The organism is Pseudomonas sp. FW305-3-2-15-E-TSA4 (genome assembly GCF_058787295.1).
Window position 1 is genome coordinate 177428 of record NZ_JBYSZP010000005.1, and the last position, 14514, is coordinate 191941.

General features: G+C 57.9%; 18 protein-coding genes. 3 read left to right on the forward strand and 15 right to left on the reverse strand.

Features of this window, described 5'->3' with window-relative positions; all coding sequences use genetic code 11:
- Positions 1-2 precede the first annotated feature (2 nt).
- The 5 genes from pheS to thrS all read right to left on the reverse strand — a co-directional run bounded on the left by pheS (position 3) and on the right by thrS (position 4242).
- On the reverse strand, positions 3-1019 hold the full coding sequence (gene pheS, locus AC3WMV_RS08705) for a phenylalanine--tRNA ligase subunit alpha (RefSeq protein ID WP_003226365.1): 1017 nt from the start codon (positions 1017-1019) through the stop codon (positions 3-5).
- Positions 1020-1128: 109 nt separating this feature from the next.
- Entirely contained in the window at positions 1129-1485 is a 357-nt protein-coding gene (gene rplT, locus AC3WMV_RS08710) for a 50S ribosomal protein L20 (protein ID WP_002553161.1), read from the reverse strand.
- Between the two features lie 28 nt (positions 1486-1513).
- A complete protein-coding gene (gene rpmI / locus AC3WMV_RS08715; RefSeq protein WP_002553160.1) occupies positions 1514-1708 on the reverse strand; it encodes a 50S ribosomal protein L35 in 195 nt (64 codons plus the stop codon).
- A gap of 60 nt (positions 1709-1768) precedes the next feature.
- Entirely contained in the window at positions 1769-2320 is a 552-nt protein-coding gene (gene infC, locus AC3WMV_RS08720) for a translation initiation factor IF-3 (RefSeq protein WP_170929410.1), read from the reverse strand.
- Entirely contained in the window at positions 2320-4242 is a 1923-nt protein-coding gene (thrS, locus tag AC3WMV_RS08725; RefSeq protein ID WP_007961251.1) for a threonine--tRNA ligase, read from the reverse strand. Before thrS ends, infC begins: the two co-directional genes overlap by 1 nt.
- 382 nt (positions 4243-4624) lie before the next feature.
- On the opposite strand from thrS, the gene AC3WMV_RS08730 reads away from it, so the two are divergent.
- On the forward strand, positions 4625-4924 hold the full coding sequence (locus AC3WMV_RS08730) for a hypothetical protein (RefSeq protein ID WP_003226370.1): 300 nt from the start codon (positions 4625-4627) through the stop codon (positions 4922-4924).
- A gap of 292 nt (positions 4925-5216) precedes the next feature.
- Positions 5217-5429, forward strand: a complete 213-nt coding sequence (locus AC3WMV_RS08735; protein WP_003179963.1) for a cold-shock protein — start codon at positions 5217-5219, stop codon at positions 5427-5429.
- Positions 5430-5501: 72 nt separating this feature from the next.
- Here AC3WMV_RS08735 and AC3WMV_RS08740 read toward each other — a convergent pair whose 3' ends face one another.
- Together AC3WMV_RS08740 and AC3WMV_RS08745 are read right to left on the reverse strand one after the other, a co-directional pair.
- The gene (locus AC3WMV_RS08740) at positions 5502-5819 is read right to left on the reverse strand and encodes an I78 family peptidase inhibitor (protein WP_007961248.1); all 318 of its coding nucleotides are present in this window, start codon (positions 5817-5819) and stop codon (positions 5502-5504) included.
- Positions 5820-5987: 168 nt separating this feature from the next.
- On the reverse strand, positions 5988-6293 hold the full coding sequence (locus tag AC3WMV_RS08745) for a hypothetical protein (protein ID WP_103367625.1): 306 nt from the start codon (positions 6291-6293) through the stop codon (positions 5988-5990).
- A 132-nt stretch (positions 6294-6425) separates the two neighbouring features.
- Between AC3WMV_RS08745 and AC3WMV_RS08750 the strand changes: the two genes are divergently transcribed.
- Positions 6426-6638 (forward strand): hypothetical protein, encoded by a 213-nt coding sequence (locus tag AC3WMV_RS08750; protein WP_096796226.1) that lies wholly within the window; start codon positions 6426-6428, stop codon positions 6636-6638.
- Positions 6639-6671: 33 nt separating this feature from the next.
- Here AC3WMV_RS08750 and AC3WMV_RS08755 read toward each other — a convergent pair whose 3' ends face one another.
- The 8 genes from AC3WMV_RS08755 to AC3WMV_RS08790 form a co-directional block, all read right to left on the reverse strand.
- A complete protein-coding gene (locus AC3WMV_RS08755; RefSeq protein ID WP_096796176.1) occupies positions 6672-7700 on the reverse strand; it encodes a nucleoside hydrolase in 1029 nt (342 codons plus the stop codon).
- A gap of 44 nt (positions 7701-7744) precedes the next feature.
- Complete coding sequence (gene rbsD, locus AC3WMV_RS08760) at positions 7745-8149, reverse strand: D-ribose pyranase (protein WP_027611553.1); 405 nt, start codon at positions 8147-8149, stop codon at positions 7745-7747.
- The gene (gene rbsK, locus AC3WMV_RS08765) at positions 8146-9063 is read right to left on the reverse strand and encodes a ribokinase (protein WP_103367624.1); all 918 of its coding nucleotides are present in this window, start codon (positions 9061-9063) and stop codon (positions 8146-8148) included. Before rbsK ends, rbsD begins: the two co-directional genes overlap by 4 nt.
- 24 nt (positions 9064-9087) lie before the next feature.
- Positions 9088-10107, reverse strand: a complete 1020-nt coding sequence (locus AC3WMV_RS08770) for a LacI family DNA-binding transcriptional regulator (RefSeq protein ID WP_027611551.1) — start codon at positions 10105-10107, stop codon at positions 9088-9090.
- A gap of 3 nt (positions 10108-10110) precedes the next feature.
- Complete coding sequence (locus AC3WMV_RS08775) at positions 10111-11088, reverse strand: ABC transporter permease (protein WP_007961238.1); 978 nt, start codon at positions 11086-11088, stop codon at positions 10111-10113.
- Positions 11085-12638 (reverse strand): sugar ABC transporter ATP-binding protein, encoded by a 1554-nt coding sequence (locus AC3WMV_RS08780; RefSeq protein ID WP_027611550.1) that lies wholly within the window; start codon positions 12636-12638, stop codon positions 11085-11087. The genes AC3WMV_RS08775 and AC3WMV_RS08780 overlap by 4 nt, the downstream gene beginning before the upstream one ends.
- Positions 12639-12695: 57 nt before the next feature.
- Positions 12696-13652 (reverse strand): sugar ABC transporter substrate-binding protein, encoded by a 957-nt coding sequence (locus tag AC3WMV_RS08785; RefSeq protein WP_003226388.1) that lies wholly within the window; start codon positions 13650-13652, stop codon positions 12696-12698.
- Between the two features lie 202 nt (positions 13653-13854).
- Positions 13855-14310 (reverse strand): hypothetical protein, encoded by a 456-nt coding sequence (locus AC3WMV_RS08790; RefSeq protein WP_103367623.1) that lies wholly within the window; start codon positions 14308-14310, stop codon positions 13855-13857.
- Positions 14311-14514 lie beyond the last annotated feature (204 nt).

A 14514-nucleotide genomic window follows, 5' to 3' on the forward strand; every position in this document is an offset into this window, starting at 1 on the left:
GACTAGCGAAATTGCGCGAGGAACCGCAAGTCGTTGTCGAAGAACAGACGCAAGTCGTTCACGCCGTAACGGAGCATTGCCAGACGCTCGACACCCATGCCGAAGGCAAAACCGGAGAACTCTTCCGGATCGATGCCGGACATGCGCAGCACGTTCGGGTGCACCATGCCGCAGCCCATGACTTCCAGCCAGCCGGTCTGCTTGCAGACGCGGCAGCCTTTACCGCTGCACATCACGCATTCCATGTCGACTTCAGCGGATGGCTCGGTGAACGGGAAGTACGAAGGACGGAAACGGACGGCCAGCTCTTTTTCAAAGAACACCCGCAGGAATTCTTCGATGGTGCCTTTGAGGTCGGCGAAATTGATGTCGCGATCGACCAGCAGGCCTTCGACCTGGTGGAACATCGGCGAGTGGGTGATATCGGAGTCGCTGCGATACACACGGCCAGGGCAAACGATGCGGATCGGCGGCTGCTTGGACTCCATGGTGCGGACCTGTACCGGCGAGGTATGGGTGCGCAGCAACATGTTGGCATTGAAATAGAAAGTGTCATGCATCGACCGGGCCGGGTGGTGGCCTGGGATGTTGAGCGCTTCGAAGTTGTGATAGTCGTCTTCGACCTCAGGGCCTTCGGCGATGCCGTAGCCGATGCGGGTGAAGAACTGCTCGACTCGTTCCAGAGTCCGGGTCACAGGATGCAGACCACCGGAGGTCTGGCCACGGCCCGGCAACGTCACGTCAATGGATTCGGCAGACAGTTTGGCAGCCAGTTCGGCTTCTTCAAACAGAGCCATGCGCGCATTGAGAACGCCTGTAACACGCTCCTTGGCAACGTTGATCAGGGCGCCGACTTGCGGACGCTCTTCTGCCGGCAAATTCCCCAGGGTCTTCATCACCTGAGTCAATTCACCCTTTTTGCCAAGGTATTGAACCCGGATTTGCTCCAGGGCATTGATATCTTCAGCGCTTTGCACAGCCTCTAGTGCTTGAGAGACCAGCGCATCCAGGTTTTCCATGTACAGACTCCAGATACAAAATAGGGGAAGAGCTTGAAGGCTCTTCCCCTATTTATGACGTTTAACACCTGGCCCCACAGAGGTGAGGCCGGGTGACTGTCGGGGGTACTTAAGCCAAGGTGGCTTTAGCTTTCTCGACAATCGCAGCAAACGCCGCTTTTTCGTTCACTGCCAGATCAGCCAGAACCTTACGGTCGATCTCGATGGACGCTTTTTTCAGGCCAGCGATGAAACGGCTGTAGGACAGACCGTTAACACGAGCACCAGCGTTGATACGAGCGATCCACAGAGCGCGGAACTGACGTTTTTTCTGACGACGGTCACGGTAGGCGTATTGGCCTGCCTTGATTACCGCTTGCTTGGCAACACGGAATACGCGGGAGCGTGCGCCGTAGTAGCCTTTAGCAAGTTTCAGAATTTTTTTGTGACGCTTACGGGCAATGACGCCACGCTTTACACGAGCCATGAGTTACTTCCTCTATTCTTGACTAAAATTAACGAAGGCGCAGCATGCGCTCGACTTTTGCCACGTCAGACGGATGCAGCAAGCTGCTACCGCGCAGTTGACGCTTACGCTTGGTCGACATTTTGGTCAGGATGTGGCTCTTGAAAGCGTGCTTGTGCTTGATACCGTTAGCAGTTTTCAGAAACCGCTTAGCAGCACCACTTTTGGTTTTCATTTTTGGCATGTTCGGATACTCCGCATTCAGTTGATAAACATAATCAGAAGGCCTGCCGTGCCCTGTTGATTACTTCTTCTTTTTCGGGGCGATGACCATGATCAGCTGGCGTCCTTCCATCTTAGGATGCTGTTCGACCGAACCGTACTCGAGCAGGTCAGCTTCAACCCGCTTGAGGAGTTCCATCCCCAGCTCCTGGTGGGCCATCTCACGGCCGCGGAATCGCAAGGATACCTTGGCCCTGTCCCCGTCACTCAGGAAACGTACCAGGTTGCGCAGTTTTACCTGGTAATCCCCTTCCTCCGTCCCTGGACGAAACTTGATTTCTTTTACCTGAATCTGCTTCTGGTTTTTCTTCGCTGCTGCAATCTGCTTCTTCTTCTCGAAGATCGATTTGCCGTAGTCCATCACCCGGCAAACCGGTGGGACTGCGTCAGCAGAGATTTCTACCAGATCAAGCTTTGCTTCTTCAGCAATACGAAGCGCTTCATCAATCGAGACGATGCCAATCTGCTCGCCATCAGCGCCAATTAACCGAACCTCGCGTGCCGAGATATTCTCGTTGATCGGGGCTTTCGGTGCAGCTCGTTTATCTTGTCTCATTTCACGCTTAATAATAATTACTCCGAATCTGGGCGACCACGCCGGGAAACCGCTTGCGCGAGAAACTCAGCGAACTGGGCGACGGGCATCGAGCCCAGGTCAGCACCTTCACGAGTACGCACAGCGACAGTCTGCATCTCGACTTCCTTATCTCCGATAACCAAAAGATAGGGAACCTTGAGCAAAGTATGCTCGCGGATTTTAAAGCCGATCTTTTCATTTCTCAAGTCGGACTTGGCACGAAATCCGCTTTCGTTGAGAGTTTTTTCAACCTGAGCGACGAAATCTGCCTGTTTATCAGTGATATTCATGATCACTGCCTGGGTTGGCGCCAGCCACGCAGGGAATGCACCTTCGTAATGCTCGATCAGAATCCCGACGAAACGCTCGAACGAACCGAGGATCGCCCGGTGCAGCATCACTGGGTGTTTGCGGCTGTTGTCTTCGGAGACGTATTCGGCGCCCAGACGGACAGGCAGGTTGAAATCGAGCTGCAAGGTACCACACTGCCAGACGCGACCGAGGCAATCTTTCAGCGAGAACTCGATTTTCGGACCGTAGAACGCACCTTCACCCGGCTGCAGATCATACGGCAGACCCGCAGAATCAAGGGCTGCAGCCAGTGCCGCTTCGGCGCGATCCCACAGCTCGTCGGAACCTACGCGTTTTTCCGGACGAGTGGACAGTTTCATCTCGACGTCGGTGAAGCCGAAATCGCGGTAAACGTCCATGGTCAGCTTGATGAACGCCGCGGATTCGGCCTGCATCTGCTCTTCGGTGCAGAAAATGTGGGCGTCGTCCTGAGTGAACGCGCGCACACGCATGATGCCGTGCAACGCACCCGACGGCTCGTTACGGTGGCACGCACCGAACTCGGCCAGACGCATCGGCAGCTCGCGGTAGCTCTTCAGGCCCTGGTTGAACACCTGCACGTGGCATGGGCAGTTCATCGGCTTGATGGCGTAGTCGCGGCTTTCCGACTCGGTGGTGAACATGTTGTCGGCGTAGTTGGCCCAGTGCCCGGATTTCTCCCAGAGGCTGCGGTCAACCACTTGCGGGGTCTTGATCTCAAGGTAGCCGTTGTCACGCTGCACTTTGCGCATGTACTGCTCGAGCACTTGATACAGAGTCCAGCCGTTCGGGTGCCAGAACACCATGCCCGGCGCTTCTTCCTGGGTGTGGAACAGGCCCAGGCGCTTGCCGATCTTGCGGTGATCGCGCTTTTCCGCTTCTTCGATGCGCTGGATGTAAGCCGCCAGCTGCTTCTTGTCAGCCCAGGCTGTGCCGTAAACGCGCTGCAATTGCTCGTTCTTGGCATCGCCGCGCCAGTAGGCGCCGGACAACTTGGTCAGCTTGAAGGATTTCAGAAAACGCGTGTTCGGCACGTGCGGGCCGCGGCACATGTCGACGTATTCTTCGTGGTAGTACAGGCCCATGGCCTGTTCGTTCGGCATGTCTTCGACCAGACGCAGCTTGTAGTCTTCGCCGCGGGCCTTGAACACTTCAATCACTTCGGCGCGCGGAGTGACTTTCTTGATGACGTCGTAATCCTTGTCGATCAGCTGATGCATGCGCTGTTCGATGGCGGCCATGTCGTCCGGGGTAAAAGGACGCTCGAAGGCGATGTCGTAATAGAAGCCTTCGTCGATGACCGGCCCGATGACCATTTTCGCAGTCGGGTACAGCTGCTTGACCGCGTGGCCAACCAGGTGCGCACAAGAGTGGCGAATGATCTCCAGCCCCTCTTCATCCTTTGGCGTGATGATTTGCAGCGTCGCGTCGCTGTCGATGATGTCGCAGGCGTCGACCAGCTTGCCGTTGACCTTGCCGGCCACGGTGGCCTTGGCCAGACCGGCACCAATGGATGCGGCGACCTCGGCTACGGAAACCGGGTGATCGAATGAACGTTGACTGCCGTCGGGAAGAGTAATAGTTGGCATGGCGCCTCCTCTCCTAGTGGTGACCCCTACCAAAGGTCACGTGGGTTGGGATGAGCCAGTACAAGATCCGATCCAGGCCATTCAATGACGAACGCCTGCCTTACAGCGGCAGGAGCCTTGCGGCCAACCGGAAAACCGAACCAGAGTGACTGGGATTCAAATCAGAATTTTTCGCACGCTGACCGCTGCCGGGGCTGAAGGCCAACCGGAGCCTGAGAACGCTTGAGCCCGGCATGCTAGCACAGATGAGCGGTCATCGACGTCATCGAATTGAGGTGTTGCTGATTTGCGCATTTTTGCGGCGCGAAGTGAACTTGGGATATACGCTTTGCCTCAAATAGGCTGAGAATCGTCGCCGATATCAACCCAAGGAGTTTCCGACATGCGCCTCATCCGACTTTTTGCTTTCGCGGCCCCGCTGGCCCTGCTGCTGCCGCTGAGCGCCAACGCGGCCTGGCCTGCCGGCGTCAAAGCCCAATACATGAACGACTGCACCGCCGCAGCCAGCAAGAGCGTCAATCCGGCCGAAGCCAATAAACATTGCGCTTGCGGTGCCGACGTTCTGGAAAAGAAATTCACCACGCAAGAGATCGCGCAACTGATGGACAAGAACACCCCGCCAAGTGGTGAACTGGGTCAGCGCGCACTGAAAGAAATCTCGGTTTGCCGCGTGCAGAAATAAGCGCTGACGAATGTTTTTTCGGGCGTCCAGCAGGTTGAAAACCGCCAAAAAGACCCCGAAATCGATAATTTACGCAGGTTTTATAGCTTTTTTTACACCCTCTTCACTCGCCTGAAAGCCACTGAAACCGGGGCTTGCAGACATTTCAGAGGTTGAAATCGATGCAATATGAAAGCAAACAGCACGTCCGGGGGGCTACCAAAGCGAACATTTCGACTATGATACTCCGGTGTGCCCAGTTGGCCTGAGCAGCACAGTACTACTGAAAATATATGTTTCTTGGAGATACACCATGTCTAATCGCCAAACCGGCACCGTTAAATGGTTCAACGATGAAAAAGGCTTCGGCTTCATCACTCCTCAAGGTGGCGGTGACGACCTGTTCGTACACTTCAAAGCTATCGAATCCGACGGTTTCAAAAGCCTGAAAGAAGGCCAGACCGTCTCTTTCGTGGCTGAGAAAGGCCAAAAGGGTATGCAAGCTGCACAAGTTCGCCCAGAGTAATTTCCTGGCGCACTAAAAAAACCCCGTCCATGTGACGGGGTTTTTTATGCCTGCAACAAAAGCGGTCTGCGATCAGCCGCAGTTGACGCGAGTGACCACCAGGTTGTTGTCGGTGTTCAGATTCAGGCGATCGGAACGGTACTCCAGAGTGATCATGTCGGTTGGCTTGAGGAAGCGGGCGTTTTGCGCGCCAGCCTTGGCACGAGCCTGATCGAGCAGTTCCGGCGAAGCCTTTTTCCCGATGGCAAATTCCGCGGCTTTTGCTTCACAGCGGCTATGACCGGCATCGGTCGCCACAGGATCCTTTGCCGACTCGCTGGAGGTTGTGCTGCAACCGGCCAACATGGCAACGGCCATAAGTGCACCCAGAGACGCGAACTTCAAAGGCATGAAGCCTCCTTCTTTCAAATGGTTAAGCTGAGATCGTGCGACCGCCAATCCGGCGTTTGGTTTCACAGCCGGTGCCATCACCCTGCCCCACGACCCGGAAAAACGCTGAGTCTGCCTGAAGTGCGGGCACCGCATCCTCACGCAATCGTCACCGAATATTAACGACGCTCAATAGACGTCGATGTAATCAAGCGGCGGATTCGGCCAGTTGTCTTTCAGCGCGTTGAAAATCTGCATCACCCAGACTTCATCGCTGGCCGCAACATTGCCGACATAACCCGAGCCCTTGGCCCAGGTCTCCAGGCGAAACAGCAGGCCATCAATATCCTGGCCGCCGGTCACACCGGAAGAGATATAGGCAATCCCACCCTTGGTCACACGCAGTTGCGTGTGCTCATCATCGCTGGCCGACGCCAGCAACTGGCGCACAGCGTCGAGTGTCAGGCCGTCGGGGGTGTTCATATCGATCTGCACAGCACATTCCTTGGATCAGCCGGAAAAGACCAAGTGTCGCATAGCGCCGCGCTCATGCCTAAGTCGCAGTGCCAAACGCCCGCCAAAGTGGTTAACTCGCTTTCAGACATTTCCGACTTTTCGAGCGCACTCATGAACACCGTAAGCATCTCCGCCGACATCAAGGTTCATTGGCCGAAGGGGCACAGCTCGTACAGCCCGGGCAGTGCGGAGGAGTTGGCATTGATCAGCATCGATCTGCTGGTCAAGACGATGGGAACCCAGGGCGCACAAACGTTTATCGCCCAGGTGTTCGAGCGGTACCAGCATGACGGCGAGAACACGCAGGACACCGAGAGAAAATAAAAACCCGCAGGCTGGCACCTGCGGGCTCATGCCTTACTTCAAGCGCTTCAGACGCTCGGTCAGCAGATCGAAGAAGCCTTGAGCATCCCCATTTTCCACCCAGAAGGCGTTCTTCGGCGCCTTCAGACCGTCATACCAGTCAACGATGGTCTGGCCAAAAGTCGGACCTTCGCGACTATCCACCACAACGTTCACCGAACGACCGGTGAACAGCTCAGGCTTGAGCAGGTAAGCGATAACGGTAGCGTCGTGCACCGGGCCGCCCGGGATGCCGTAGTGCTCCATGTCACCCTTGATGTACTCGTTGAGGATGTCGCCAACAATCTTGCTTGCGTTGTTGTTCAGCGCGGCAATCTGTTTCAGGCGTGCGTCGCTGGTGAGGATCTTGTGGGTCACGTCCAGCGGCAGGTAGGTCAGTTTCACGCCGCTCTTGAGTACCACTTCCGCCGCTTGCGGGTCGGCGAACAGGTTGAATTCGGCCACCGGGGTGATGTTGCCGCCATTGAAGTGCGCGCCGCCCATGATCACCACTTCCTTGATGCCATTGACGATCTCAGGTTCCTGGATCAACGCCAGCGCCAGGTTGGTCTGCGGGCCAAGCATGGCGATGGTGATGCTGTGCGGCTTGGCTTTTTTCAGGGTGTCGATGAGGTAGTTGACCGCATTGCCTTCGGCCAAGCCTTTTTTCGGCTCATGCACGGTGACACCCGACAGGCCTTCCTTGCCATGGATGTTCTCGGCGTAGATCGGCGTACGCATCAGCGGTTTCGGCGCACCGGCATACACCGGAACGTCTTCGCGCCCTGCCCATTCGCGAGCCAGGCGCGCGTTGCGCGATGTCTTGTCGAGGCGCACGTTGCCGGCCACGGTAGTCAAGGCGCGGATGTTCAGTTCATCCGGCGATGCCAGGGCGAACAACAAGGCGACCACGTCGTCGGCACCCGGGTCGGTGTCGATGATCAGGTCGATCTTTTCAGCAGCCTGAGCGCCGGTGGCGGTAATAAAAGACAAAAGCAGCAGACTCCGAAGCAATTGGTGGAGTTTTTGAGCATAGCGGTGCATGGCGCATTCCTTGTGCTGATGAAAATGAAAGGGTCGGAACCCGATTAGAACGTTACCCCGGCCACCAGCACGATGTTGCAGTACGGCTGACATTCGCCTGTACGAACAATCGCCCGCGCCTGTCGGCTGAGAACCTTGAATTGCTCATGCGTCAGCAGATCGCGCCGACCGAGGGCACCCTCTTCTTGCAACTCGTCCAGCGCGACCAGGGCGGTCGGCTGCTTGTCGAGGATTTCGTTGGCCAGTACATGGCTTTCCACCTGCATCTCGCTGAGCACGACTTTCAGGGTACTGACGAAATCCGGAACACCATGGGTCAGCGCCAGATCAATCAATTCAACACCTGGTGGCACCGGCAGTCCGGCGTCACCGATGACCACCATGTCACCATGGCCCAGGGAGGCGATCAGCCGCGACAACGCGACGTTGAGCAGAGGAGTCTTTTTCATGCGGGTTTGAACGCCTGTACGTCGGACATGGTTGGAATGGAAGGCTGTGCGCCGGCCCGGGTCACAGACAGCGCTGCCGCGATCTGCCCGTACCGGATCGCCTCGGCCTCGGATTTGCCACTGGCGAGCGCCGCAGCAAAACCGCCGACGAAGGTATCGCCCGCGGCGGTGGTATCGACCGCCTGCACCTTTGGCGCCGGGAAGTGCTCGAAACCTTTGCCATTGGCAAACAGTGAACCTTGCGCACCGAGGGTAATGATGACCTTGCCCGCGCCCATTGCGATCAACTGGTTGGCAGCGCTTTCTGCGCTTTGCAGCGAATCGACCGGCAACCCGCTCAACGCGGATGCTTCACTTTCGTTGGGGATCAGGTAGTCGATGGCGGCAAACCAGTCTGCCGGTAGCGGACGACTGGCCGGCGCCGGATTGAGGATTACCGTCTTGCCCAACGTACGTGCCCGCTTGAGCGCATGCCCCACCGTTGCATCGGGGATCTCGAGCTGGCAGATAATCACGTCGGCCGCCTGCAGCACCGCATCAAAACGGTCGATCACGGCCGGGGTCATTGCACCGTTGGCGCCAGCAACGATCACGATCGCGTTCTGACTGTTGTCATCGACCACGATCAGCGCCACGCCACTGGAATCTTCGACCGTGCTCACCGCCTGACAATCGATCTGCTCGGCCAGCAATGCCTCACGCAATTGCACGCCGTAGTCATCGTTGCCAACACAGCCGACCATTGCCACCCGCGCACCCAGGCGCGCAGCAGCGACTGCCTGATTGGCGCCCTTGCCGCCGGACACGGTGGCAAAGGAATGACCGATCAGCGTTTCACCGCCCTTGGGCAGCCGTGGCGCCCGGGTGACCAGATCCATGTTCAGGCTGCCTATTACCACTACATTTGCTGGCATACATCACTACTCGTCAATTCGGTTTCAGCGGTACTCGGTGAATACGCCGGACAGCGGCGCAGTCGATTCGCGCAAGACAATACTCGGGGTCACGATCCGTTGATCGGTGACCAGACTCGGGGTAGCAATCCTTCGCAGCAACACTTCGGCAGCCATCTCGCCCAACTGCAGGATCGACTGGCCGACCGTGGTCAGCGCCGGGTACACGTAGCGACTCATCTGGATATCGTCGAAGCCGATCACCGACAGCTCGCTTGGCACGCGGACATTGCGCTCGGCCGCCGCGCGCAGCACACCGATCCCGATCATGTCGTTACCGGCGAAGATCGCACTCGGCGGATTGCTTTCAAGCAGGATCGCCGCCGCGTTGTAACCGCCAGTGCTGGTGAAATCGCTTTCCAGCATGCGCTCGGCCCGCACCTTGATGCCCGCCTCCTGCAGCGCCCGACAAAAACCGGCCTGACGCATTTGCGCCACGCTGGTGCTCGACGGACCACCGATGGTGGCGATATCGCGATGGCCCAGCTCCAGCAGATGCCGCGTCGCCAGATAAGCGCCATATTCATGGTCGATACGCACCAGGTCGGCGTCGACGCCATCCAGCCCGCGGTCGACGATGACCATCGGCGTCTTCACCCCGGCCAGCCCTTGCGCGAGCCCGATGTCGCCACCGGCGGAGGCGACGATCAGGCCGTCAATGCGCTTCTCCAGCAGCACGCGCAAATAGCTGCGCTGTTTTTCCGGGTTGTCGTCAGAATTGCAGAGGATCACGCAGTAGCCGTTACGCTCGCAGTAATCCTCGATGCCCCGTGCCAACTCGGCAAAATACGGGTTGAGACTGTTGGGCACCAATAAGCCAATGGTCGCAGTGGTCTTGGCTTTCAGCGAACGCGCCACCGCACTCGGCACATAGTCGAGGCTTTTGATGGCCGCCTCGACCTTCAACCGCACTTCCTGGCTGACCGGGCGCGTCTTGTTCACCACGTGAGAAACCGTGGTGTAGGAAATCCCCGCGAGCGCCGCCACATCCTTGATCGTTGCCATCTGTTAGCCCCGTCGACTGGCGCGCTGGCTGCGATAGGTATCGAGCACTACCGCGATGACAATCACCGCGCCGGTGATGATGCGTTTGGTTGGCTCGGTCGCGCCGATCTGCGCCAGACCGGCGGCCAGTACCGAAATGATCAACACACCGAAAAAGGTACTGATCACCGAACCACGGCCACCCATCAGACTGGTGCCACCGATCACCACGGCGGCGATCACTTGCAATTCGAGACCGGAGCCGGCATTCGGGTCTGCAGCTTCCAGACGGGAAATCTGGAACAGTGCGGCAATCCCGGCCAGCAGCCCCATCAGGCTGAACACCAGAATCTTGTACGGTTTTGGATTGATCCCGGCCAGCCGCACCGCTTCCTCGTTGGTGCCGATACCGATCAGGTAACGACCAAACACGGTGCGGGTCAGCACAGCTTGCGCAATAAATATCACCAGCAAGGCAATGATGAACGACGGCGAAATGCCGAACGCGATCGGGTTCGACAGCCAGGCAAACGAATCACCGATGTAGGCGGTGCGCGAACCGGTCATCTGGTACGCCAGGCCACGGGCCATTTCCAGCACACCGAGCGAAACGATGAACGACGGAATGCGCCACGCCACGGTGATCGAACCGGTCACCGTTCCCGCCAGTGCCGCCACCGCCATACCGAGCAACGCGGCCGGCAACACGCTCCAGCCCCAGCCGAGAATCGCCACGCTGACTGTCGAAGCGGCAAGTGCCAGCACCGAACCGACCGACAGGTCGATGCCGCCGATGATCAGTACAAAGGTCATGCCCACCGCCAGCACCATCAGATCGGGAATCTGGTTGGCCAGCGTGCTGAAAGTGTCATAGGACAGAAAGTGGCTGCTCATCATCGAGAACAGCGCCACCATCGCCAACAAGGCCCCGGCCAGGCCCAGATAGGTGCCCAGACCGTAGAAATTGCCACTACGTTTGCCGGCGGAAGATGCAGTTTTCATGGGAGATCCCTAGGCGCCGCTTCATTGAGCAACGCATCACGTTTTTGGTAGCCGGCGAACGCGGCGGCAAGCAAATCATCCTGGGTCCAGCTGTCGCGCTCGAAGGTATCGATCAAACGCCCTGCCGACAGCACACCGATCCGGTCGCAGATCAGCATCAGCTCGCGCAGGTCACTGGACACCACCACCAGCGCCTTGCCCTGACGCGTCAACTCGCCCAGCAAGGCGTAGATATCGAACTTGGCACCGACATCGATGCCGCGGGTCGGCTCGTCGAACAACAGCACCGAGCAATCGCGCTCCAGCCAGCGGCCGATCACCACTTTCTGCTGGTTGCCGCCAGACAATTCCGACACCAACTGAGTTGGGCTGGAACTGCGGATGCGCATGGCGTTGATCTGACGCTGCGCCAGGGAAATTTCGTCGCTGGCATTGACGATTCCTGCCCTGGAAATCTCCGGCATGTTGCCCAGGGCGATGTTGGCGCTGATCGACTGACTGAGCAGCAAGCCTTCACCCTTTCGGTCTTCGGTGATCAAGGCAATGCCATGGTTCACCGCATCAACCGGCGAACGCACACTGACCACCTGTGCCGGCGAACCCAGCGCAATCGTGCCGCTGTCGGCCAGATCGGCGCCGAAGATCAGTCGCAGCAATTCGGTGCGCCCTGCCCCGATCAGCCCGGAAATCCCGAAGATCTCGCCGGCACGCACTTCGAAGGATACATCGCGCACCTTGTCGGAGCGGGTCAGGCCCTTGACCGTCAGGGCCGGGGCGCCGATCTTGCGCGGGCCCATGTCGATGTGTTCGCCCAGTTCGCGACCGACCATCAAGGTGACCAACTGCTCACTGTTGTAGTTGGCCATCGGTTCGACGCAGACCAGATTGCCGTCACGCAGCACGGCAATGCGTTGCGCGACGCGCGCCAGCTCTTCGAGGCGGTGCGAGATATAGATGATGGAGACGCCACGCGCCTGCAAGCGAGTGATCTGCTCGAAGAGCATTTCCACCTCGCGGGCGGTGAGCATCGCAGTCGGTTCATCAAGGATCAGCACATGGCAATCGCCGATCAGGTTGCGTGCGATTTCGACCATCTGTTGATGGCCAATGCCCAGTTCGCCGACCAGGGTGTCCGGGTCAATGGCATCGAGGCCAACCTGCGCCATGGCCTCGATCGCGGCTTTGCGCAATTGCTTGCGACTGATCCAGCCGCCGTTGCTCGGCAGGTTGTCGAGAAACAGGTTTTCCGCCACCGAGAGGGTCGGCAGCAGATTGAGTTCTTGCATGACCATGCGCACGCCGAGCTCTTCGGCCTGGGTGCGACTGCCCGGACGGTAGTCCTTGCCCTGGAATTGCATCTGACCGGTGGTGGGCGTAACCAGCCCCCCAATGATCTTCGACAGCGTGCTTTTACCGGCGCCATTCTCACCGGTCAGCGCCAGCACTTCACCGCGCATCAGCGTCAAGTCGATGCCCGTGAGCACCGGTTGCGCATAGGTCTTACCGATACCGCTGACCGAGAGGACAGCGTTCGGGGCGGAAACTGACATAAAAAACTCTCCATGCGCTCGTCCGGACGGACGAGCGCCGTTGTGTCGCCGGAAGACTTACTTAGTGACCAACTCGACTGGCGTTTCGATCACGCCATTGACGCCGCTGTCGACTTTTTCGCCCTTGAGGATTTTCAGCGCAGTCTCGATACCGAACACGGCCTGCTTGGCAGCGAACTGATCGGCCGTCGCCAGCACACGACCGTCCTTGAGCATCGGCTTGATCGCATTGATGTTGTCGTAACCGACCACTTGGACCTTGCCCGCCTTACCGGCAGCGCGCACAGCGGAAACAGCGCCAACGGCCATGCTGTCGTTACCCGCCAGCAGCGCCTTCACATCCGGGTATTCGCTGAGAATCGACGCAGCAACCTTGTTGCCCTTGTCGATCTCCCAGTCACCGGATTGCAAGGAGACAACCTTGATCTGCGCCGCCTCCATCGCATCCTTGAAGCCTGCGGTGCGTTGCTGGGCGTTGGTGGTGGTGGACACGCCTTCGATGATGCCGACCTCGTCACCGGCCTTCAGTTGCTTGGCCAGGTATTCGCCGACCAGACGCGCACCTTTGCGGTTGTCCGGGCCTACGAAAGGCACGCTGATGTTTTTGCTTTTGACGATCTGCGGATCAAGCTGGTTGTCAATGTTGATCACAGTGATGCCGGCATCGACGGCTTTCTTGATCACCGGCACCATGGCTTTGGAATCGGACGGTGCGATAACGAGCGCGTTGACCTTGGCCAGAATCATCTGCTCGACGATACGGGTCTGGCCGGCGGTATCGGTCTCGTCCTTGATGCCGTTGGAGATCAGGTCGAAGTCGGCGGAGTGTTCTTTCTGGTAGGCCTTGGCGCCATCTTCCATGGTCAGGAAGAATTCGTTGGCCAGGGATTTCATGACCAGTGCGACTTTGGGTTTTTCCGGGGACTCGGCGAAAGCCGAAGAGACAGGTAGTGCGGCGGCTGCGGCAGCCAGCATAGCGACAGCAAGAAGACGTCCAGCGAATGGCAGCTTCATGGGTTCACTCCGATCTTATGATTATTGTGAGCAACGCTCGCGCTGGCGTAAGCTTCAGCGCTCTCTTCCGGATAATAGTGCACCGGGGAAGCCGCGCAAACGTTTGCGTAGACCGAACTATGCGAATCCCGCCGACATTTGTCAACAATCAGAAATCGTCGTTGTATTGCGGGGCGCAATCGTCTGATTCACCCCTTACCGCTTAAGCCGTGGTGCTGACCAGGTTGCCGCTGGTGGAATCCTTGGACATTTCCTTGACCAGTGCCGCTGCGACTTCCATCAGCGCGCCGCTAGTTTGCGCGATCTGCCCCTGAACGGACATCACCGCCTGTGACTTGGCCTCGGGCGTCGGATAGCTCGCCGCCTGAGCCGCCGCCAGTTGCTGTTGCTGCTCCTGCAGTTGCTTCTGCAATTCCTGCATGCGCTTGAGCAACATTTTTACGGTCACGCTCAGACTGTCGCCGCTGTCGGTACTACTCGCCTTATCGGCTTCCTGTGCCGGACCACCGGTGCGGATTTGATTGCTCGGTTCTTTTTCAACGCCAAGCGCCTCGTCGGCCGCATCTGCTTCCGCCTGGTTCATTGCATTGATTGTCGCTGCGGTTTTACCGCCAATGGTGACTGAGCCGGGATTTGAAAAACCGATCGTCAGTGACATGTGAACTCCCTAAATAAACGTTTCCTTCCACAGCCATCGGCTTGCTGACGGGTTTCTTTAGCAGAAAACCTGAACCGGCAAGCCGTTGCGGTCGCCAGGAGGTGCAGTCCCTTTCGGTGAACCGAACACGAAAGCTTCCTTTGTTCGGAAACCCGGATAAGCCATTCACTCAAGAATCCGCCAACTTACAAAATATTGATATAA